The organism is Ramlibacter sp., from assembly GCA_019635435.1.
Classification (GTDB): domain Bacteria; phylum Pseudomonadota; class Gammaproteobacteria; order Burkholderiales; family Burkholderiaceae_C; genus JAHBZM01.
Window position 1 is genome coordinate 1,821,929 of the sequence record JAHBZM010000001.1, and the last position, 19,076, is coordinate 1,841,004.

Annotated in this window: 23 protein-coding genes; 6 read left to right on the plus strand and 17 right to left on the minus strand. The window is 63.2% G+C overall.

The genetic code is table 11. The features are described from left to right. Positions 1-82 precede the first annotated feature (82 nt). Positions 83-256, plus strand: a complete 174-nt coding sequence (locus KF796_08730) for a hypothetical protein (GenBank protein MBX3586718.1) — start codon at positions 83-85, stop codon at positions 254-256. Here KF796_08730 and KF796_08735 read toward each other — a convergent pair. Next, complete coding sequence (locus tag KF796_08735; GenBank protein ID MBX3586719.1) at positions 243-1,292, minus strand: hypothetical protein; 1,050 nt, start codon at positions 1,290-1,292, stop codon at positions 243-245. The genes KF796_08730 and KF796_08735 overlap by 14 nt on opposite strands. A 217-nt stretch (positions 1,293-1,509) precedes the next feature. Here KF796_08735 and KF796_08740 point away from each other — a divergent pair, with 217 nt between their 5' ends. After that, complete coding sequence (locus KF796_08740; protein MBX3586720.1) at positions 1,510-2,136, plus strand: hypothetical protein; 627 nt, start codon at positions 1,510-1,512, stop codon at positions 2,134-2,136. A gap of 89 nt (positions 2,137-2,225) precedes the next feature. Here the strand turns inward: KF796_08740 and KF796_08745 are convergent, their stop codons facing one another. The 4 genes from KF796_08745 to KF796_08760 form a co-directional block, all read right to left on the minus strand. Further along, positions 2,226-3,152: an HNH endonuclease gene (locus KF796_08745; GenBank protein MBX3586721.1), complete on the minus strand. Its 927-nt coding sequence runs from the start codon at positions 3,150-3,152 to the stop codon at positions 2,226-2,228. A gap of 3 nt (positions 3,153-3,155) precedes the next feature. Continuing rightward, positions 3,156-3,524, minus strand: a complete 369-nt coding sequence (locus KF796_08750; protein MBX3586722.1) for a DUF86 domain-containing protein — start codon at positions 3,522-3,524, stop codon at positions 3,156-3,158. Next, entirely contained in the window at positions 3,521-3,811 is a 291-nt protein-coding gene (locus tag KF796_08755; GenBank protein MBX3586723.1) for a nucleotidyltransferase family protein, read from the minus strand. The genes KF796_08750 and KF796_08755 overlap by 4 nt, the downstream gene beginning before the upstream one ends. A 118-nt stretch (positions 3,812-3,929) precedes the next feature. Next, a complete protein-coding gene (locus KF796_08760) occupies positions 3,930-5,123 on the minus strand; it encodes a beta-lactamase (GenBank protein ID MBX3586724.1) in 1,194 nt (397 codons plus the stop codon). Positions 5,124-5,300: 177 nt separating this feature from the next. Here KF796_08760 and KF796_08765 point away from each other — a divergent pair, with 177 nt between their 5' ends. The 3 genes from KF796_08765 (at position 5,301) to KF796_08775 (ending at position 8,116) form a co-directional block, all read left to right on the plus strand. Then, positions 5,301-5,972: a hypothetical protein gene (locus KF796_08765; protein ID MBX3586725.1), complete on the plus strand. Its 672-nt coding sequence runs from the start codon at positions 5,301-5,303 to the stop codon at positions 5,970-5,972. A 14-nt stretch (positions 5,973-5,986) separates the two neighbouring features. Next, a complete protein-coding gene (locus KF796_08770; protein MBX3586726.1) occupies positions 5,987-7,186 on the plus strand; it encodes a hypothetical protein in 1,200 nt (399 codons plus the stop codon). A 93-nt stretch (positions 7,187-7,279) separates the two neighbouring features. Beyond that, positions 7,280-8,116 (plus strand): restriction endonuclease, encoded by an 837-nt coding sequence (locus KF796_08775; protein ID MBX3586727.1) that lies wholly within the window; start codon positions 7,280-7,282, stop codon positions 8,114-8,116. Between the two features lie 155 nt (positions 8,117-8,271). Here the strand turns inward: KF796_08775 and KF796_08780 are convergent, their stop codons facing one another. From KF796_08780 to KF796_08815, 8 genes are all read right to left on the minus strand, one after another. Then, positions 8,272-8,565, minus strand: a complete 294-nt coding sequence (locus tag KF796_08780; GenBank protein ID MBX3586728.1) for a type II toxin-antitoxin system RelE/ParE family toxin — start codon at positions 8,563-8,565, stop codon at positions 8,272-8,274. Beyond that, positions 8,562-8,795: an addiction module protein gene (locus KF796_08785; GenBank protein ID MBX3586729.1), complete on the minus strand. Its 234-nt coding sequence runs from the start codon at positions 8,793-8,795 to the stop codon at positions 8,562-8,564. Before KF796_08785 ends, KF796_08780 begins: the two co-directional genes overlap by 4 nt. 148 nt (positions 8,796-8,943) lie before the next feature. Continuing rightward, positions 8,944-9,543, minus strand: a complete 600-nt coding sequence (locus KF796_08790) for a YdeI/OmpD-associated family protein (GenBank protein ID MBX3586730.1) — start codon at positions 9,541-9,543, stop codon at positions 8,944-8,946. Positions 9,544-9,573: 30 nt separating this feature from the next. Beyond that, positions 9,574-10,020, minus strand: coding sequence for a GNAT family N-acetyltransferase (locus KF796_08795; GenBank protein ID MBX3586731.1), 447 nt, complete (start codon positions 10,018-10,020; stop codon positions 9,574-9,576). Positions 10,021-10,150: 130 nt separating this feature from the next. Beyond that, positions 10,151-10,666 carry a hypothetical protein gene (locus KF796_08800; protein ID MBX3586732.1) on the minus strand — a complete coding sequence of 172 codons (516 nt, stop codon included), beginning with the start codon at positions 10,664-10,666 and terminating at the stop codon, positions 10,151-10,153. A gap of 528 nt (positions 10,667-11,194) precedes the next feature. Continuing rightward, positions 11,195-11,824, minus strand: coding sequence for an RloB domain-containing protein (locus KF796_08805; protein MBX3586733.1), 630 nt, complete (start codon positions 11,822-11,824; stop codon positions 11,195-11,197). Continuing rightward, on the minus strand, positions 11,805-13,178 hold the full coding sequence (locus tag KF796_08810) for an ATP-binding protein (protein MBX3586734.1): 1,374 nt from the start codon (positions 13,176-13,178) through the stop codon (positions 11,805-11,807). The genes KF796_08805 and KF796_08810 overlap by 20 nt, the downstream gene beginning before the upstream one ends. 94 nt (positions 13,179-13,272) lie before the next feature. Further along, a complete protein-coding gene (locus tag KF796_08815; GenBank protein ID MBX3586735.1) occupies positions 13,273-15,072 on the minus strand; it encodes a glutamine--tRNA ligase/YqeY domain fusion protein in 1,800 nt (599 codons plus the stop codon). A 149-nt stretch (positions 15,073-15,221) separates the two neighbouring features. Between KF796_08815 and KF796_08820 the strand changes: the two genes are divergently transcribed. Then, on the plus strand, positions 15,222-15,650 hold the full coding sequence (locus KF796_08820; protein MBX3586736.1) for a hypothetical protein: 429 nt from the start codon (positions 15,222-15,224) through the stop codon (positions 15,648-15,650). Positions 15,651-15,797: 147 nt separating this feature from the next. Here the strand turns inward: KF796_08820 and KF796_08825 are convergent, their stop codons facing one another. From KF796_08825 to KF796_08840, 4 genes are all read right to left on the minus strand, one after another. Continuing rightward, complete coding sequence (locus KF796_08825; protein MBX3586737.1) at positions 15,798-16,028, minus strand: hypothetical protein; 231 nt, start codon at positions 16,026-16,028, stop codon at positions 15,798-15,800. Positions 16,029-16,076: 48 nt separating this feature from the next. Continuing rightward, positions 16,077-17,240 carry a branched-chain amino acid ABC transporter substrate-binding protein gene (locus KF796_08830; protein ID MBX3586738.1) on the minus strand — a complete coding sequence of 388 codons (1,164 nt, stop codon included), beginning with the start codon at positions 17,238-17,240 and terminating at the stop codon, positions 16,077-16,079. Positions 17,241-17,482: 242 nt separating this feature from the next. After that, on the minus strand, positions 17,483-18,025 hold the full coding sequence (locus KF796_08835; GenBank protein MBX3586739.1) for a DUF3455 domain-containing protein: 543 nt from the start codon (positions 18,023-18,025) through the stop codon (positions 17,483-17,485). 114 nt (positions 18,026-18,139) lie between these two features. Then, positions 18,140-19,024, minus strand: a complete 885-nt coding sequence (locus KF796_08840; GenBank protein MBX3586740.1) for a LysR family transcriptional regulator — start codon at positions 19,022-19,024, stop codon at positions 18,140-18,142. Between the last annotated feature and the right edge of the window lie 52 nt (positions 19,025-19,076).

A 19,076-nucleotide genomic window follows, 5' to 3' on the forward strand; every position in this document is an offset into this window, starting at 1 on the left:
CGCCGCGGGACGGGGACGGGGACGGGGCTTGGACAAATGCGTGGCCGATGCCCGCGGCGCCCCTGCCCATATCATTTCCCTCTTGTGCTCCAACTACGTCCCCGTCACCCAGTCCGACCGGCTGCTCAGCTTCTTTGGTGTGCACCGCGACGCGCGGACCGAGCCGCCCATTGACGTGTGGCCCACCGGGCTGGCGCCGTTCATCCGGCTGCGCGCCCCGGGCGGCCAAGTCAGGCCTGCGCTCACCGCCGCTTGAGCGGCGGGCGCTGCGACAGCAGCCAGGCGATGAACTTCTTGCGGCCCTTGCTGTACAGGATGTTGCCGTGGACCATGCCGTCGGACACGTTGGCGCCGATGGAATACGACTCGCAGTCAACGCCCACGCGGCTGAGGCTGTCCATCACCGCCAGCAGGCATTCGGGCGCCGGCGTGTAGTGGCCGCTGTTGTTGTTGATGCTCACCAGCTTGCCGTGCGACACCTCAAGCTCCCCCGCGCAGGCCACCTCGTCGCCTGCCAGGAACGACGAGTGGTGGAACCCCACCAGCTCGGTGCGGGGGCCGCGCACGCTGCCGCCATAGTTCTGCGCCAGCTTGTGCGTGTTGTTGACCGAGATGCCGCCAAAGGTGTACAGGTCGAACACCCCGCCGTCCTTGTATTCGGTGGACATGTCGGCCGCGTAGAGGGTGCCGTCGACCGACATCGCGTAGAGGAAGCGGTTGGTGATCTCGCCCAGCGGCCCCATGGCCCGGCCCGCCGTGCTGAAGTCCTGCTTGATGACCTTGCGCGCGCCCGTGGTGTCCATGGCCCGATTGCGGTACATCAAGTTGCCGCCCGTGATGTGCACTTTGTAGGGCGCGCGCTCGGCCTCGCTGCGCAGGTAGCGCACCCGCTGCGGCATGGCCGGGTCGGGGCGGCAGGCGGGCGGAATGTGCTGCCCCATGCGCAGGTGCACCGAGATCAGGTCGCTGGCGTCGGTGTCTTCGTCGGCGTGGCCCGCGCACATGACCACCGCGCCCTCGGTCCTGGCCACCGTGGGGGGCCGCGGATGCATCACCGCCCGCAGCGTTGCGGCCAGGGCCTCCAGCTCCGGCGAGAGGGGTGTGTAGTTGCTGGCCGCATAGTTGGAGCCCGGCTGCGCGGCGCCTGAGCCCGAGGTGTAGGCAGCGTAAGACGAATACGCCGACGGATCGGCCAGCACCATCGCGCCGCCCTGCAGCAGCGCCGCCCCCGAGCTGATGGGCGCGATGATGCCATGTGATCCTGACGGCGCGAAGGCCCCGCCGCTGGCCATTCTGGCCGTGTACCTGGCCAGCGATGCGTCGGGCTACGCGACGGGCGAGCAGTTCTTGATTGACGGCGGGTACACCAAGTCCTGAGCGCCAGGCTCAGGCCGTGCACAGCTGGGCCGATTGTGACTGTGCCAAAAAAAGCATCGGGCCGCAGTGACTTTGTTGCCTTGAACGCACCGCGCGCCGTTGGCTTAATCGCGCCACAGCGAGGACCACGCCATGCACCACCGATTCCTGCACCGTAAAAGCCTGCCCCAGACAATAGGCGAGCTGGCCCGCACGCCGCTGCGGACCGCGCCCACGCTGTGGACGCTCGACCGGGGCAAGCACCCCGTGCCCTACGCGCGGCCTGCACCCCTGCCCAATCGGGATGAAGACGACAAGCTTGAACTGGAGGACGTGCGACTGGACGACGGCACCGCGCTGGGCAAGCCGGCCGTGTTTGTGCGCACCGGCGCCAGCACGAGCTGTCTGACCGGTGGCTATTTGGTGTCGGATGGCTTCCAGGTCTGTGTGGCCGTGATCGGCGCGAGCCCCACCCGGACCTACCTGGTGCATGTGGACACCACTGGCAAGCTGGCCGTGCAGTTCAAGCACTGGGACCGCAAGATGACCGTGATGATCGTCCACAAGGACAACGCCATCGGCATCGAGCGCATGAAAAAGATCAAGGATTTTTGCGACAAGTGGTTCTACAACGGCGCATTGGTCTACAACCTCAGATGGCAGGACAGCACCGGCGTGGTCGTGCACCGCTCCACCTGCATTGCCTATCTGGAGGGCGACGGCGCGGCTACCGAGGCGCAGAACGCCGCGGCGGTGGACAGTGGAGCGCTGGGCGTCTAGTCCAATACCGGCGGCCACTGTGCGCTATCAAAAAGTGAGTAACCGGCCTTGCGCCATCACCCCGGCGCCAGCGGGCGGGTGTGAAAAGCCTACCCTTTGTAGACCACGCTGTTGTGCCACTCCAGCGCCGTCAAATCAGGACGCTGGTGCAGCAAGGCGGGAAGCGCGAGCTCCTTGCCATGCAATTCGTAATAGTGGCGTCCGTTCTCAAACTCCTGACGGATTCGGGCGCTGACTTCGAACCTGAGGTCAGGGCCGACGGTGACATACCCGGCATCGAACAGGCTGTGAATGTCGCGGCGAAACAGGATGCCGTTGGATGCCATATGTGCGCCGCCTTCGCTGTACGGGCGTATGTGCGCGGCGTCCAGCGCCGGCAAAGTCTTTTCGCCAGTGATAGCGCACCGACGGCGGTACCCATCCGTCACCACCACCCGGAAAGCGCCTTGGCCAAGGCGAGGGTGGACCAGGTGGGGCGTTCCGTAGCGCTGCGGCATCTCCATGGCTTCCGCGGCCATTGCGGGTGCGGTTGCAATTCGGGAAGACACTGCGCGCCACAAACTCAATCCGTCTTCGGCGGCGGTGTCGTAGGTTTTCAGCACCACGATGTTGGGGGACCAGCTACTTGGCACAGGCAACCAATCACGTTCTTCAAAGAAGAATGGTTGGGTCAGAATTCGGCAGCCGATCTGGAAGTCGCTCCGGTCGTCCGCAATGGCTGGGCGGTACATGAGAATTCGCTTGCGCATCTCCGCCAGGGAGCGAACGCCGTTGGAGATGCCAAATGACTCCCACGCCAGACTGACAGGCAAGGGCGTGGAGTATGCGAAGACGCCACCGCCGACTATTTTGTTGATAGGCGCGTGGAGCTTGAAAAGGAACAGCTCCCCTGGCTGTAGCGCTCGGAAGTTGTTTCCTGAGGGCGCCCAGAAATTGACTTCTTTCAGCAGTGGTTGCTGGCGTAAAAGCGTAAACCATTCAATGTCCGTTACGGCGACAACTAAACGGATCGTCATGGTTCAGACGCCGGGCGAGGTTTCCAGAATGATCCGGATCGATGATGACAGGGGTGGCAGATCCGACTGGATGGTGCGCCACACGATGCCATGGTCGACCTTGAAGTACCCGTGCGCCAGCGCGTTGCGCATTTCGTATGCAAAGCTCCACGGCACCGAGGCATTGCTCGCTGCGAAGGCGGGGTGATGCCTGGCCACGTTGTTGCAAGCTTCACCGATGACCTCGAGGTTGCGGATCACCGCGTCCTGGGTCTTGGCGTCGGCGAGATAGGCCTGCTGGTCCATGCCAGCGGTATACGTTTCTATCCGGGTAACGGCCTGGACAATGTGCTCGAGATAGTCGCGCAGCCGCAATGGGTCATTGCGGCTCATAGAGGGCGGGCGTCCCGCAAGACCTGCGCGCGAAACTTCTCGGGCAAGGCGTCTGGCGTCAGCACATCCACTTCCACGCCCAGCAACTGCTTCAGCTCGAAGCGGATGGCGCCTATATCGAAGAGCGTTGTCTCGGCCGTGGGCTCGACCAACAGGTCCAGGTCGCTGCCCTCAGCGTCGTCCCCGCGGGCCGCCGATCCAAACACCTGCACGCCCGTCACGCGATGCGACAGCGCGATCTGACGGACGCGGGCAAGGTGGGTAGAGAGGGCTTCGGAAGGGCGCATCGGGGTATTGTGCATGGGACCGCCGCGCTTAGGAAGCATTTAAGAGCCAAAAGTGCCTGGAGTCCAATACCGGCGGCCACTGTGCGCTATCAAAAAGTGAGTAACCGGCCTTGCGCCATCACCCCGGCGCCAGCGCCGTCAGCACCGCATGGGCGGCGCTCACGCGGGCGGTGTTGGGGAAGTTGCGGTTGGCCAGCATCACCAGCCCGGTGTGGTGGCCGGGGATGAACGCGGCGTAGGCGCCAAAGCCGTTGGTGGAGCCGGTCTTGTTGAACACGGTGGCGTGTGCGTCCCACGGTGGGGCGATGAGGGGGCTCACGCTCTGCGGCTGCAGGGCCATGGCGCTGGAGTTGCCGTCGAGCATGCGCTCGTCGGAGCTGGGCCAGGGGTATTGCTCCCAGCCCAGGCCCTGCACCATGGCGCCCACGTCATAGCGCGGCACCTGCGTTTGCTCAATCGCGCTGCGCAGCGGCGCGGGCAGCGCACCGGGCTGCATCTGGGCCTGCACAAAGCGCAGCATGTCGCGCGCGGTGGACTTGACGCCATACGCCTCAGCCGCAAAAGCCCCGGGGTTCACGCGCACCGGCTGGCCGGCGCGGTTGACGCCCCAGGCGTAGCCGGCCATGAAACGCGCCGGCACCTGCACAAAGGTGCGCTGCAGCCCCAGCGCGGGGAAGAGCTCTTCGTCGCACAGCGTGGCATACGGCTTGCCCAGCGCCGCCGCCGCGGCATGGCCCATCAGGCCGATGCTGGGGTTGGAATACTGGCGCACCGTGCCCGGCGCCACCGTGGGCTGAAAGCTGCGCAGCCAGGCGATGGCGGCCGCATCGGTCTGCACCGCGTCTGGAAACTGCAGCGGCAGGCCGGCAGCGGTGTAGGTGCCAAAGTGCAGCAGCGTGGCCTGGTCTATCGCGCTGCCGCGCAGCGCGGGCAGGTGCTTGCCGGGCGTGTCGGTCAGCGCCAGCCGGCCCGTGGCCTGCGCGTGGCAGGCCAGCGTGGCCGTGAAGGTCTTGCTGAGCGAGCCCAGCTCAAACAGCGTGTCGGGCGTGGCGGGCGCGGGGCTGGCGCGCGAGGCCACGCCGTAGCTGAAAAAGTGGCTGCGGCCGCCTTCCACAATGCCCACCACCATGCCGTCGATCGCATGCGCCTGCAGCAGCGGGCGGTAGGCGGCGTCCACGGCGGCGGCAATCTCGCCCGCTGACAGCGTGGCGCTGGCGGCCGGGGTGCGCTGCGCGCAGGCGGGCAGGGCCAGCGCGGGCACCGCCAGGGCGCCCAGCGTGCCCAGCAAGGCGCGGCGTTGGGGGTTGATCATGTCGCTCATGCGGCGAGTCTAAGGGGCTGGCGCCGTGAGCGGCTTGGTCAGGGTCATCAGGTAGAAGTTGCCCGCGTAACCTTCGATGCGCGAAGCTCGGTTTCGTGTGCGGTAATTCCGTTGCAACTTCATCGTGCGTGGACCGATGATCGGCATCGCCTAACAAGGGGAACATTCATGCCAGTCGAGATGGTTCCGGCCGTGCCGGGGGGTGCCGCAGCGGTGGTGGTCAACAGCATCTACACGGTTCAGGCCAACGCCGGGCATCGCGCCGTCTACACCGCGCTGACGCCGTACCAGAAAACAGCCTTCCAGACGGCGCTGACTGCGGCGGCCGTGACCACCATTGCGGCCATTCAGGCACTGGCGGGGCCGACGCCAGCGGAAATTGCGGCAGCCCAGGCGGCCGCCGCTGCTGCCGCGGCCGCCGCAGCAGCAGCCGCCGCGGCCGCTGCCGCAGCTCTGGCGGCGGCCACCGCGGCCGTGATCCCGGTGTGCGCGCGCGACTCGGCGGCCAATTTCAAGGCCTGGCTGACCATGGCCATTGGGCTGGTGGCCGCGCACACCCCGCATATCACCTGGCACCTGGGCGCAGCGCGTACTTTGCCGCACGGCAACGTCAAGGCCAGAACGCTCCAGCTGCGGCGCAACGGCGTCGATGTGCCCGACACGGACTTTGTGGTTCACAAGCACCCGGGCGCGCAGGCGGCTGGCGTTGGCGCGGCCTTTGCGTCGCCGTCGCATTTCAAGCCCGGGGACGGCGCCGCGTACAACGCCATGCGCCTGTACGACCATGACCTGACACCGGACCAGAGAGCGCTGAGGAACTTGGCGCAGGCGGGGCTGTAGCGGGAGACCTCATCATGCCGATGAAGGAATACCGGCTTCCCACTGAAGCGGAGCTCAAGGACCCCAGCACGCTGCCCTCGTTGAACGGCGCCACGGGCATGGCCTGGTTTATCCGGCGGATGCCGGCCTCCGGTGCACTCCACAAGCTTTTCAACGACGCCCATGTGTGCGTGCAGGACGATGCGGCCGGCACCATCGACCATGGCGGCCTTCGGTTGCGTCCGGTACAGGTGCAGGTGTTTTCCGCCCCGACGGGAGGCACCACGTTCTTCGTCGTTCCAAAGGCCGCTGTGGCTGCGGGCGGTGCAAGCGCGGCGGCCATGGGTGGGGCCCCCAGCGGTGCAGCGCAGGCTGACCCCTTGCGCCTCACGCCGCTGCGCATTGCGGCCTTTTGCATCAAGAACGAGGGGCTTCTGGCAGACACCGAGCACCGGCTGGCAAAGCTGGAAGCGGCGGTGGCCGCCGTCGCCGATGCCAACGTTTTCATTGCACCCGAAGACTATCTGTGCCGCTGGGAGGCCTCCCCCGCAGCTGCCGCAGCGGCGGGCCCCAACCCCAGTGCGAGCGCGATGGTTGCGAGTGGCCCTTCTGTGGACGCCGTGGCTGCCGACTTCGACCTTGCAATGCTCATAGGGCAACGGATGATGGCGCTCAGCGCCAAGTTCCCCGCCATGCTGATCATCCCCGGCACGCTCATGTTCTTGTCGCGAGACAAAACAAGGGCCTACAACCGCGCTTACGTTTACCTGGGCGGTGACGCCGTCTGCTCCAATGACCAACGCGGTTGGTACGACAAGAGGGACACCAGCCCGGAGCGGGGCCTGAACCTGCCGTTTGTCAACGGGCCGCGCGGTTATTTCGACTTTGACTTCCGTGAGTTGATGTGCCGCTTGCAGATCTGCGCGGATTCATTTGCCGCGCCCCAAGCCGTGCCCGCGGTGGACTTGCAGATCGTCATTTCGCATCGCCCCGGAGCCACCGGAACCTTCACCCACCCCAAGGGCTGCAAACTCATCGTCGATGGCTTTCAGGGTGATGTCGTCACTTTCCGGTTGGCGGGTGCCAGCATTGCACCGACCGCAATCAAGTCTGACTGCAAGATTTACGACGTCGTGATCCAGCGCGAAGGCATTGCTCCCGAGCAGGTCGCCGCCGCGCTGCCGGAGGGGGCGCTACCGGCCGGGTTGTCGGCGCTGATCTCGGCTTATACCTAGCAAAGTCTGACCGGCCGGCCCCCCGCGCGCAATGGGCTTGCAGGCTTTCCCCGGCGCTCTTACGATGCGCCAGAGAAGAAAAGGGGGTGGCTTATGGCCAGGAAAAAGAGGGAAAGCGCCGGCGAGAGCCTGGTGAATCTGGTGGCCATGCTGCCGTGGTGGGCCGGCGTGGCGCTCGCGGTGGCCAGCTATCTGGTTTTGCACCGGTTCGCGATTGTTCCCACGGTGGCAGGCCTGGCAAAACCTGCGAACGCCGGCTTCGCGCTCATCGCCGTGCTGGCTTTTTACGGCCAGTTCTTTGTGCCGTTCTTATGCCTGCTGGCCGCCCTCGTCTCCTTCCTGCGCCGCAAGAAGCGCCAAGGCCTCCTCAGCGATGTAACCCAGTCCAACAGTGCGCAAGCCCTGGACGGCATGAGCTGGCGCGAGTTCGAGATGCTGGTGGGCGAGGCATTCAGCCGGCAGGGCTACCGCGTGACCGAACTCGGCGGCAACGGCGCCGATGGCGGCGTGGACCTGGTGCTGACCAAGGGCGGCGAAACCTTTCTTGTGCAATGCAAGCAGTGGAAGGCCTTCAAGGTGGGCGTGGACGTGGTGCGCGAGCTGTATGGCGTGATGGCGGCGCGCGGCGCCACGGGCGGCTACGTCATCACCTCGGGCCGCTTCACCGCCGACGCCCAGGCCTTTGCCAGCGGGCGCAATGTCAAGCTCTTCGATGGCCCCAAGCTGCTGGCCTTGATCAGGGACGTGAAGGCCGAGCACGAGGCCGAGACCGCGCCCGCACCGCTGTCGATGCGGCCCCAGGCTGCGGCGTCACCCGCCTGCCCCTCGTGCGGAGCAGCGATGGTGCTGCGCACGGCAAAAAAGGGCGCGAATGCGGGCAAGCAGTTCTGGGGTTGCTCGACGTACCCGGCTTGCCGGGGCACGCGGTGAGCCGCTCAGCGGTCAATTCAGAGCCAAAAGTGCCTGGAGTCCAATACCGGCGGCCACTCTGCGCTATCAAAAAGTGAGTAGACGGCGCTTGCGTTGAGGCGCCTGGTCGGCTAATCCTGACTGGGCAAGCATTGGGGTAGCACGACGCCTGGTGGTCAGTTCAGCCTGTTGCGCCAATAGTCGGGTTTGCGGTGCTGGTGGGCAACGGCCAGAACCAATAGATCGGAGCCGTCTTGTGCGTAGATCACGCTGTAAGGGAAGCGCCGCAAGCGGCAGCGGCGAATTTGTGGCGTCAACGGATGCCAAGCCTTGGGAAACTGTTCTATGAGCTGGATGGTTTTGAGCGTCTCGATCAGGAAGGCATCACCCAAGCCAGGTGCCTGCTCTGCGTACCAGGAAATTGCTTCGTCAAGCTCGGCCTGTGCCGGCTCCAGCAAGCGGATGCTCATGCGGGCTTGGTGTTGACCTGGTATTTGGCAATCACGTCGGACAAGGCCACGGCCTTGATTTCACCGCGCCGATAGGCGGCCAGCCTGTCGTCGGCCTCCTTGGCCCACAGCGCGTCCAGCGCGGCGTCGGGTTGGTCGAGGCTGTCCAAAATGCGCTCAACCACTTCCATGCGCTCTTCGGGGGGGAGCTTGGCGGCTTGGGCGGTCAATGCTTCAGCGGCTTGGGACATGGGCACTCCAGAGGTTGGAAACGAATAAACGCCACTATAACGGTGCGGTTTGGAGTCTCCAATTCGCGGTTCCCCTTCTTCGAGTGGCGGGCGGGCAGTTCTGGGGTTATTCGACGTACCCGGCTTGTCGGGGCACGCGATAGCGCGATCAGGCCTTCGGCTTCTGCGGATAAATCGTTTCGCCGCTCTTGAGCATCTGCACAAACGCGGCCAGCTTGCGCGCGCGCCCCGCCTCGGTCTTCATGTTGTGCAGGCGGAAGGCGATGGCGAAGCGGTTCTGCGCGCTGAGCCCGGCCAGCGTCTGCAAGGCCTTGCGGTGGCCCTTGAGCGCGGCCACCAGGTCGGCGGGGATTTCCATCTCCTTGCTGCCGCCATAGGCCTGGTCCCAGCGGCCGTCGGCCCTGGCCAGCTCAACCTGCGCCAGGCCGGGCGGCTTCATGCGGCCTTCGGCCTCGAGCCGCGCCACATTGGCCACGTTGATCTTGCTCCAGATGCTGCGTTTGCCGCGCGGCGTGTAGCGCTGCAGATAGCTCTTGTCGTCAAAGGCCCGGCGCACCGCGTCGATCCAGCCCCAGCACAGCACCACGTCGATCGCCTCCTTGGGCGTGATGGACGGGAGACCCGAGCCCACCTTGTGCAGCTTGATCCAGACCTCGGCCTCGCTGGCGTGGTGGGTTGCCAGCCAGCGGTCGAAGGCCTGCGGGGTTTTGAATTCGCGGGCGGACACGGCGAGGGGCGTGGGGCTCATGGCCGCATCGTATCGCGGGCTTAGCGCTGCTCAGGCGGAGAAACGCTTCGTCATCGTCCACAGGGTGTGTTCACCCACCCAGCGCTCGATGCGCCCTGACTTGGCATAGCCCAGCTTGCGGTAGAAGCCCGGAGCCTGCCAGTCGAAGGTCTCAAGCACCACGCCCACGGCGCCCATATCGCGGCCTTGCTGTTCGGCCCGCGTCAGTAGCGCTGAGCCCACGCCCTGGCCGCGCGCGGCTTCGGCCACCCAGAGCAGTTCCACCCGCAGCCAGAACATGCTGACGAAGCCGCGGATGCCGCCCAACAGCTCGCCCTGTGCGTCGCGCGCGTTGAACCGCACCATCTGCACCTGCGGGTACTCGCCGGCAAAGCGGTAGTTGAACTCGCGAAGATTGCGCCCCAGCACGCCGGAGTGCACTTCCTCATCCGACGGCATGTAGAGTGTGTGGGCGAGAGGTGGCTTGGGCAGTTTCATGGGGGCGCGAGGGTACCACGGCGCCGGGGCGCTCAAGCAGTTTCCATGCGGGTTGCGGGCCGAAAAGGGCTGGGGAGGCGCGCGGGATGTGCTTGCGGGTCAACAGGCGAGCGAAAATGCTTGGCCATGCCTAAGACTCTTCGGCATTCCTGATCTCCGTAACCGGAATTCCGTGGCCACGTATGTAGTCTGCGACGGCTTCAAGAAAACTACGCGCACTAACAACAGCGGCTGAGTAGAAGATTTCCGAAAAATCCAAAGGTCTCAAGTCCAATTGCTCTCCGACGTTGAAAGATCTCGCTCGCTCGACTTGCCGCATCTCGATCATCATGTCTTCCTTCGTCGCAGTGCCCAGCAGCTTTTTCAACGGAAGAGACTCGTTATTCTGCACTCCTCTGGCCCAACCTTCGATCCCGAGCCATCGAAGCTGCAGCTTCCCATCAACTGCATGTTTTTCTTGGACGACGCCGAAGTTGTGGCTCAAGATGTTTCTTACTTTGTACAAGTCATCGGCCCTAAAGCCCTGATCACTTGAGATTCCGTACCACTCAGACATAAATCGTAGTTTTGGCCTGACGCCGGTGGCCGATTGCACCATCCTCCGGCGCCTCTGTGCCTCATCATCAGTCACGTCTTCCATCTTCATCGCGACAATGCAAGCTATGTCATGCGCCTCGTCCAACATGAGGCAGTAGTGCTCGAGCAAATCTCTGAGGCAATTCCCCCCAGTCTAGGCTACATAGGCCTGTCGCCATAGCTCTTCCTGTTCTGGGCTCGGGTCTGACGGCACAAGCTGAATGGGCCATGAAAGTGACTCGTCTGTCACCATCGAATGGTCAAGGAGATGGCTCGGAGGCTGGGGGCCGTTCATGCCATTGACGGCTAAGGCCAAGAACCAAGCAGCTCGCTTTCTGCCGCGGCGCGCAATTAGGCGCAATCGATCAAGATCTAAATGAATGCTTGGGCGTGATCCATCAGCCATCGCGCGATCTGTTGCTACAGTGAGGCGAGTGGCAGATCCGCAACTTGCAGCCCAAAGCCTGCTCGACGGATGCGCCTCTGCTCATGAGGCGCTTGACTTGGATTCATCCTCAAGCTCACTGCGAATGCGGTCGTCATCTTGTCAAAGCTGCCTTTGCCTTCTAAGATGGTTGAGTCACACACGGGCGGATGCTCATTTAGGAATTAGCATCTCAATTAACCGATAAACGTGCGTCCCGCCAATTTTCGGCCACCTGCGAATCTGAGTTGGATCATCAACCTTGCACCTCGCCTTCGCATGACCGATGGCGTCGTTGACATTCAACGTATATGGCAAGAGGTCAAATGGCTTTTTTGTGTTCCCACAATTTTGAGCGACTTGCTCCTTGATTTGGAGTTTCGTTGTCGCGGTTACCGGTCCGTGATGGCACAGTAACCATACCTCAAAGCTTGGGTTGCTTATTGCGGAATGGAAACCGCATTGCTGAACTTGTCGAACAATGCTTGAGAGCGAACTGCCCCATCTGTCAACGTCGACGACTAGCCAAAGCTGATCGTCTGGGGCTAGCTCGTGCTGGTCGCGGTAATTTTTTAAATTGTTGAGTACATGCTTGGGAGCGCTATTTCCATTGATTGATGGAAGCACGTCAATACGCTTGACGCGAGGATTGAAAAATTCGGAGTCTCTTTTGGAGAAGAGCGTGAAGTAATGAGGTTCGGTCACACTGCCTTCAGTAGCGACAACGAACAAGCGCGCGTCTCGAAACGGTGCACGCCGACCTGTTTGAATCGTTTGGGTACGACTAGTCAGCGGCATCTTCATTTTTGCGTGCGGGTTGAGCGCAATTGAAATCACCAAAAAATGGAATTGCTCCGAATCGCCCCTGTAAGTATCCCTTTTCGAGCTTTAGGTCGGAGCGAACATCAAAATCAGTAAGTGGATAAAGTTCCGAAGATCCAAGACGCAGGTTTTTCTCTACGAACCATATTTCGTCACGCCGCAGCATATCTTGGTCAAGCACATTAGTATCGTGTGTGGTAAACACTAACTGAGAGTTGGAATTTTTAGCGGCTAGGTCGAAGTCGCACAGAAACTTCCTGGTCAATAGTGGGTGCAGCTTTCGATCTAATTCATCCACACAGAAAACACGTTGCTTGAATGACGCCTGATACACCATCGGGAGTAAATGCATGAGCCTTTGTGTGCCATGCGATTCATCTTCGAAGTCAAACTCGGCCTCTGTATCTTCTGCACTCGTATGCTTTGCTTTGAGCGCATATTGAACTACGTTCCCACTTTCGTCTTTTCTTAGTTTAGTTATGGCTCCTCTCGCGCTGATCAAGACTATAGATTTGTTGTTTTCAAGATCGTCCATCATCCGCTGGCGACGGGCCTCTGCAAACCCGCTTAAGCGTGACTCTAAGTCGATGGGAATGCCTTGAGATCGAACAGATGAGATCCCGGTACCCGCCGCACTCAGTGCTTCACTCAAAAATTGGGAGAAATCCTCATCGCTTCCTGCCATTATTTCCAGCGAATGGAAACTGGAATCTGCACCGATGATTGTCAGAACATTACTAAACCAATGATAGGCAGCAGCGGCGGGGCGGGATTTGTTCTCCCAAGCTTTTCGGAGAAACGTTTGATTGGGCGAAACAAGTTCCGATATCAGTTCAAGTTTCTTGTACTCTTTTGAGCCCTTATTTGCGAAACCACTTCCGATGCTGACTCGGACATCTTCTTTTCCCGATGCACGTTCGAAGCAGAGTACCTTGTTTTTGCCTCTTAGCTGTGTGAGCCATTCCTCAAGGATCTCCTCACTGTTGGCCACAAGCCCATACTCATATGCGATTTCATTGGAGACAAACTGAATTTGAAATCGAGTGGACTTGCCTTTTTCCTTGCCAAGGAGAAAAGGAGTGAGCGGCAAATGTAAGTTGGGTCCGCGTGAAGCGACGACGATTCGACGTAATGAAGTAAGAGCGTCAATGAACTTTGTTTTGCCTGATGCATTTGCTCCATAAATTGCGGCGAATCGCAACAAATTCAGTTTGTATTTCTCAACTCCAGTTGAGAAGATGTGGTTCGAATGCTGATCGAAAGAAGCAGCCTCAAGCGATAGCGTTGAAGCACCCTGAAAACATTTGAAGTTCTCTACAGAAAATGAGATTAGCATCGGAAAATTCTCGAAGATTTGATCAAATCATACGGAATTCGATGTGAATGCGCCAATTTCTGAAGAAAATTCTCCAAAATTGCCATTTTCGGGCTTACTTCCCCCAACTATCCTTCATCCCCGCCACCCGGTTGAACACGGGCTTACCCTCTCCTCCAATCTGATGAGAACCATGGTCTTTGCTGTCCGCCACAAAATACCCATGCCGCTCAAACTGAAACTTCTCATCGGCCTTGGCCTTGGCCAGTGACGGCTCCACATACGCCGTCACGGTCTTGAGGCTGTCGGGGTTCAGCTCTTCCAGAAAATCCTTGTCGCCAGTGTCGGGCTGGGGCACGGCAAACAGGCGGTCATACAGGCGCACTTCGGCGGGCACGGCGTCGGCGGCGGCCACCCAGGTGATGACGCCCTTGACCTTGATGGCGTCGCTGCCCGGCGTGCCGCTCTTGGTGTCGGGCACCAGCTCGGCCTGCACTTCGGTCACGTGGCCGTTCGCATCTTTCGTTGCGCCGGTGCAGGTGATGACGTGGCCGTACTTCAGGCGCACCTTGTTGCCGGGGTACAAGCGGTTGTAGCCCTTGGGCGGCACTTCTTCGTAGTCGGTCTTTTCAATCCACAGCTCTTTGCCAAACTTGAACTCGCGGCGGCCCAGCTCGGGCTGGTGGGGGTGCACGGGGGCGCTGCAGGCATCCAGTGTGCCGGCGCCATGCAGTTCGTCCCAGTTGGTGATGACGAGCTTGAGCGGGTCCAGCACGGCCATGGCGCGCGGGGCCTTGGCGTCCAGGTCTTCACGCAGGCAGCCTTCGAGCGTGCTGTAGTCGATCCAGCTGTCGCTCTTGGTCACGCCAATGCGCTCGGCAAACAGTTGCAGGCTTTCAGGCGTGTAGCCGCGCCGGCGCAGGCCCACGATGGTGGGCATGCGCGGGTCGTCCCAGCCGCTCACATGGCCTTCGTCCACCAGCTGCTTGAGCTTGCGCTTGCTGGTGATCACATAGGTGAGGTTGAGCCGCGCAAATTCATACTGGCGCGGGTGGGGCTTGTTGACCAGGCCGCCTTCGGCCAGGCGGTCCAGCAGCCAGTCATAAAACGGGCGCTGGTCTTCAAACTCCAGGGTGCAGATGCTGTGGGTGATGTTTTCCAGCGCGTCCTCAATGGGGTGCGCGTAGGTGTACATGGGGTAGATGCACCACTTGTCGCCGGTGTTGTGGTGCGTGGCGCGGCGGATGCGGTAGATGGCCGGGTCCCGCATGTTGATGTTGGGGCTGGCCATGTTGATTTTGGCGCGCAGCACGGCGGCGCCGTCGGGCAGCTTGCCGTCGCGCATTTCTCTAAACCGCTGCAGGTTCTCGTCAATGCTGCGGCTGCGGAAGGGGCTGTCCACGCCGGGCTTGCCAAAGTCGCCGCGGTTGGCGCGCATCTGCTCGGGCGTCTGCTCGTCCACATAGGCCAGGCCGGCTTCAATCAGGTATTCCGCGGCGCGGTACATGAAGTCAAAGTAGTCGCTGGCCTGGTAGGGCTGGTCGTTGCCGGGCTGGGCCCAGTCGTAGCCCAGCCAGCGCACCGAGTCGATGATGCTGTTGACGTACTCGGTGTCTTCCTTCTCAGGGTTGGTGTCGTCAAAGCGCAGGTGGCACACGCCGCCGTAGTCGCGCGCCAGCCCAAAGTTCAGGCAGATGCTCTTGGCGTGGCCCACGTGCAGGTAGCCGTTGGGCTCGGGCGGGAAGCGGGTGCGGATCCTGGCCGGGTCGGGCTGGCCCTGCTGGTGGTGGGCGGCGTCGCCGGGGCTGCCGCCCCACTGTCGGTGCGCGTAGGTCTGTTGCTCCAGGTCGCGTTCAATGACCTGGCGCAGGAAATTGCTGGGTTTTAGGGCTTCTTTATCGGCGGGGGCGTTCATATAGGCTCATTTTAGGGGCGGCCCTGTTTGGGCGCGCCGCGGGCGTTACTTCCGGCTACGGGTTTGACTGTGCAGGTGGTAGTCGTCACCGCCACGCCTGCGTTTAATGAGGGCATGGGGTGCTGTTTGCCCCGCCACAAGGAGATCTGATGATGCTCAAGCGTTCTGTCTTTCTGGGGGCCGCGGCTGCGGTGGCTGCCCTGGCAACGCTGGCGGCCGCGCCGGCCCGCGCGGGGGATGTGTACTGGTCGGTGGGCGTGCATGCCGCGCCGGGCGTGACGATTGGCGCCACCAATGCGCGCCCGGTGTATGTGCAGCCCGCGCCGGTGTACGTGCCGGCCCAGCCCATTTATGTGCCGCCCTCGGTGGTGACCTACCCGCAGAGCTATTACGTGCAGCCGGCTCCGGTGTATGTGCGGCCGCCACCCATCTACCTGCGCCCGGCGCCGGTGTTCAACGTGGGCTACCCCGGCCCGTATTACGGCCCGGTGTACGGCCCCGCGTGGCGGCCCGGGCACGGTCATGGCCATGGCGGGCACGGCAACGGCCATGGCGGCGGCCACGGCCACCGGCGCTGATCCAACCGGCGCAGCCAAAAAAAGACCCGCAGGTTTTGAAGCCTGCGGGTCAATATGTCAGTCTCGGGACGGAGGACCGGACTGACTCACCCCGATGGAGGGAGGGGACTCAGAGAGGAGTCGGGGTGATGCCTGGTGACCTGGCCCTCACGCGGGAGGGCACAGGTAAACGTAGCCAGCTTCGTCGTAATTGCGCGCGGCACCGGGGGCGGGTGTGCAGTTGGCCGCTCGTGCCGCCACCTGCTCCACCCGCGCCCCGGGTGCCTCGCCAGTGCCCATCAAGGCTGCCATCAGCGCGGCCGTACCGGTGACCATCGCCACCGTGTACAACGCCGAATAGCCCAGCGTGCGCAAAACCTGAAATCTGCTCGTCAACATGGGGCTAGTAGAACCCCGGCCCGCTCCCGGCCCTGTAGGACGCTGCCTTTACCAGGCGTCAGACCTCAGCTGCGACTCCCAGCCCCCGTTGCGGGTGGCGTAGACGCTGATCACGCCGTAGCGCTGCTCGCCCTTGGCGTCGAACTTCATGGAGCCGGTCACGGGTGCGTAGCCGTCAATGGTGTGCAGCGCGCTGGTGATGGCTTCGGGCTTGGCCGACTCGGCGCGCTTGATGGCGCCGGCCAGCACATACATGGCGTCGTAGCTGTAGTGGCCGCCGTAGGCCGGGTCCACCTTGAAGGCGGCGCGGTACGAGTCGAGGAACTTGGCGCCCGACGGGAATTCCCTGGCGTCCAGGATGGGCGAGGTGGCATACAGGCCGCCTTGCAGCACGCCGGCGCCCTTGAGCATGGCGGTGGTCTTGATGGTGTCGCCGCCCAGCAGGCTCACGGTGGTGTAGTCAACCTTTTTCAGCGCGTCGATCAGGGCCAGCACCTGGAAGTCGTTCAGGGTGGAGACGATGGCTTCCACGCCGCCTTCCTTGAGCTTGCCGGCCAGCTCGTCAAAGGCGGTGGTCTTGTCGTCAAAGCTCTGGCGCAGCGCAATGGTCTTGTTGGCTTTCTTGAGCTGGGCGGCGGCGCCGTCAGCCAGGCCCTTGCCGTAGGGCGTGCCGTCGTCCACCACGGCAAACTTGCTGCCCTTGAGCTGGCTGCCGGCAAACGAGCCGATGGCCTTGGCCTGCAGGGTGTCGTTGGCCACCAGGCGGAAGGTGGTGTCAAAGCCCAGCTCGGTGTACTTGGGGTTGGTGGAGATGGCCAGCTGCGCAATGTGCTTGCCGGCATACAGGGGGGCGGTGTCGATGCTCACGCCGGAGTTCAGGTGGCCGATCACGGCAACCACGCCGGCGTCGATCAGCTGCTGCGCCACTTCCTTGCCGGTGGTGGAGCTGGCGCGGTCGTCCACGGCCACGATCTCGATCTTGACGGGCTTGCCCTTGATCTTGAAGCCGTCCTTGTTGAGCTCGTCCACGGCAAGCTTCACGCCGTTGAACATGTCCTGGCCCAGCGCGGCCAGGTTGCCCGACATGGGCTGCGCCACGCCGATCTTGATGGTGGAGGGGACGTTGTCACAGCCGGCCAGCAGGCCGGCGGCGGCAACAACGCCAAGGGCCAGAACGCTTGTGACGGCATGGCGACGGGTAGGGGTGTGCATGGTGTGCTCCAGGGGGTGTTTGGGTGTAACGCAATGTAAACATTCACTTGCCAAAGCGTCTACGGGGTTTCACTGAAATTAATGAGCACTCATTACTTATTAGCCAGACTGATGCGCCATGCTGGTGCAAAAAAAGGCCCGCAAGCAGGGCCTGCGGGCCTTTTGAATCCGGTTTTGGGGCATCTGGCCCCGGTGCCGGCGGTTCACCCTGGAGGGTTGGGGGTCGAAGGGCGGCGGGCGCCTCAGGCGGCGCGCCAGAAGATGTAGCCGGCCTGGTACTTCACGATCTGTTTGGCGCCGGTGTTGCCCGCGCCGCAGGTGTCAGCCGGGGCCACGCCGCCCTGGGTGTTCACGCGCTGGATGTAGGTGGTGCCGGTGAGCGTGCCGTTGCCCGAAGCGGCGTTGGCCTGCACCAGCTGCATCGGGATGTTGCCCGAGCCGCCGGGGGCCACGGCCAGCTGCTTGCCCGTGACCTTGACGCCGTCCATGCCCTCCCAGGTGGCCGGCGGGCCGTAGTACTTGCCCACTTGCTTGCCGTTGTGGGCGTTGAGCCTGGCGTCGGGGCCGGCAAAGACCCATTCAAACTGGCCGGCGGCGTTGGCCTTGGCGCGGCATTCGTAGGTGATGTCTCCCACGCCCACGGTTTCCCAGAACACCTTGTGGCCTGCCGGCACCTGCACGGCCGGCGGCAGGGCCGACTGGTCAAACGGCTTCATCATGGGGCTGCTGGCGCAGGCGCCGAGCAGGCTTGCGGCTGCAACAGCCAGTGCGGTGCGAATGATCATGGTGGTGACTCCTGAATACGTTCCGTGGTTTGAGTTGTTGGCACCGGGCGGCGCCACCCCCTTTACGCACGCCGCGCCGCGACAGATTCAAAACCCGTTTCAGGGCAGCCCGGTTCAGCTCTGGCGGAAGCGGGCCAGCGTGGCCAGCAGGTTGCGCGTGGCCCCGTCCAGCGCGGGCAGCGGGCGGTGCACCACGGCGGTGTGGCGCACCAGCGCCGGGCTCAGCGGCACGGTCTGCAGGGCGGGCGGCAGGGGCTGGTCCGGGTGCTCCCGTGGCAGCACGGCCGCGCCATAGCCCGCGCCCACCAGGCTCTTGATGGCCTCGGTGTAGTTGAGCTCGATGCGCGCGCGCGGCGACAGGCCGGCCCGCGCAAACCATTCCATGGCCTGGCGGTACAGCTGGGTGCTGGCGTCGCTGAAGATCAGCGGCTTGGCCGCCAGCCACTGGGGCGTGATGCGCTTGGGCGCGCGCCAGCTGGCGGGCAGGTAGGCCACGATGGGGTCGCGCCGCCAGGGCGTGACCACCATGTCGGCCAGCGGCCCGGTGGCGGCCACCAGGCCCACGTCGAGCGTGCCCTGGCCCAGCCGCGCAATGCCGTCGCTGGTGCCGATGATGTTCACCTCAACGTCAATGCCCGGGTGGTCTTGCGCCATGGCCTCCAGCACCTGGGGCAGCAGGTGCACCAGCAGGCCCGTGGTGGTGCCCAGGCGCACGCGGCCCACGCCGCCCTGCACGTGGCGGGCCACGGTGTCGATGGCGTCGTCGGCGTCGCGCAGCAGGCGCCGCGCCCGCTCCACCAGCACCGCGCCGGCCGAGGTGGGCACCACGCGCCGGTTGCCGCGCACCAGCAGCGGCGTGCCCAGGCGCGACTCCAGCTCGCTCACGTGCAGGCTCACCGTGGGCTGGGCCAGGTGCAGGGCCTGCGCGGCGGCCGAGAAGGTGCCCAGGTCGGTGATGGCGACCAGCGTGCGCAGCTGGTCCAGGTTCAGTTCACGCATCAGCTATTCTGATAAATAAGATCAGAAATCTCAACTTTTCAAATGTGAGTGT

Excerpts from the sequence above, each read along its gene's own strand:
- KF796_08735 (MBX3586719.1), bottom strand. The coding sequence starts at position 1,292 with ATGGCCAGCGGCGGGGCCTTCGCGCCGTCAGGATCACATGGCATCATC.
- KF796_08740 (MBX3586720.1), top strand. The coding sequence starts at position 1,510 with ATGCACCACCGATTCCTGCACCGTAAAAGCCTGCCCCAGACAATAGGC.
- KF796_08745 (MBX3586721.1), bottom strand. The coding sequence starts at position 3,152 with ATGACGATCCGTTTAGTTGTCGCCGTAACGGACATTGAATGGTTTACG.
- KF796_08750 (MBX3586722.1), bottom strand. The coding sequence starts at position 3,524 with ATGAGCCGCAATGACCCATTGCGGCTGCGCGACTATCTCGAGCACATT.
- KF796_08755 (MBX3586723.1), bottom strand. The coding sequence starts at position 3,811 with ATGCGCCCTTCCGAAGCCCTCTCTACCCACCTTGCCCGCGTCCGTCAG.
- KF796_08760 (MBX3586724.1), bottom strand. The coding sequence starts at position 5,123 with ATGATCAACCCCCAACGCCGCGCCTTGCTGGGCACGCTGGGCGCCCTG.
- KF796_08765 (MBX3586725.1), top strand. The coding sequence starts at position 5,301 with ATGCCAGTCGAGATGGTTCCGGCCGTGCCGGGGGGTGCCGCAGCGGTG.
- KF796_08770 (MBX3586726.1), top strand. The coding sequence starts at position 5,987 with ATGCCGATGAAGGAATACCGGCTTCCCACTGAAGCGGAGCTCAAGGAC.
- KF796_08775 (MBX3586727.1), top strand. The coding sequence starts at position 7,280 with ATGGCCAGGAAAAAGAGGGAAAGCGCCGGCGAGAGCCTGGTGAATCTG.
- KF796_08780 (MBX3586728.1), bottom strand. The coding sequence starts at position 8,565 with ATGAGCATCCGCTTGCTGGAGCCGGCACAGGCCGAGCTTGACGAAGCA.
- KF796_08785 (MBX3586729.1), bottom strand. The coding sequence starts at position 8,795 with ATGTCCCAAGCCGCTGAAGCATTGACCGCCCAAGCCGCCAAGCTCCCC.
- KF796_08790 (MBX3586730.1), bottom strand. The coding sequence starts at position 9,543 with ATGAGCCCCACGCCCCTCGCCGTGTCCGCCCGCGAATTCAAAACCCCG.
- KF796_08795 (MBX3586731.1), bottom strand. The coding sequence starts at position 10,020 with ATGAAACTGCCCAAGCCACCTCTCGCCCACACACTCTACATGCCGTCG.
- KF796_08800 (MBX3586732.1), bottom strand. The coding sequence starts at position 10,666 with ATGAAGATGGAAGACGTGACTGATGATGAGGCACAGAGGCGCCGGAGG.
- KF796_08805 (MBX3586733.1), bottom strand. The coding sequence starts at position 11,824 with ATGAAGATGCCGCTGACTAGTCGTACCCAAACGATTCAAACAGGTCGG.
- KF796_08810 (MBX3586734.1), bottom strand. The coding sequence starts at position 13,178 with ATGCTAATCTCATTTTCTGTAGAGAACTTCAAATGTTTTCAGGGTGCT.
- KF796_08815 (MBX3586735.1), bottom strand. The coding sequence starts at position 15,072 with ATGAACGCCCCCGCCGATAAAGAAGCCCTAAAACCCAGCAATTTCCTG.
- KF796_08820 (MBX3586736.1), top strand. The coding sequence starts at position 15,222 with ATGATGCTCAAGCGTTCTGTCTTTCTGGGGGCCGCGGCTGCGGTGGCT.
- KF796_08825 (MBX3586737.1), bottom strand. The coding sequence starts at position 16,028 with ATGTTGACGAGCAGATTTCAGGTTTTGCGCACGCTGGGCTATTCGGCG.
- KF796_08830 (MBX3586738.1), bottom strand. The coding sequence starts at position 17,240 with ATGCACACCCCTACCCGTCGCCATGCCGTCACAAGCGTTCTGGCCCTT.
- KF796_08835 (MBX3586739.1), bottom strand. The coding sequence starts at position 18,025 with ATGATCATTCGCACCGCACTGGCTGTTGCAGCCGCAAGCCTGCTCGGC.
- KF796_08840 (MBX3586740.1), bottom strand. The coding sequence starts at position 19,024 with ATGCGTGAACTGAACCTGGACCAGCTGCGCACGCTGGTCGCCATCACC.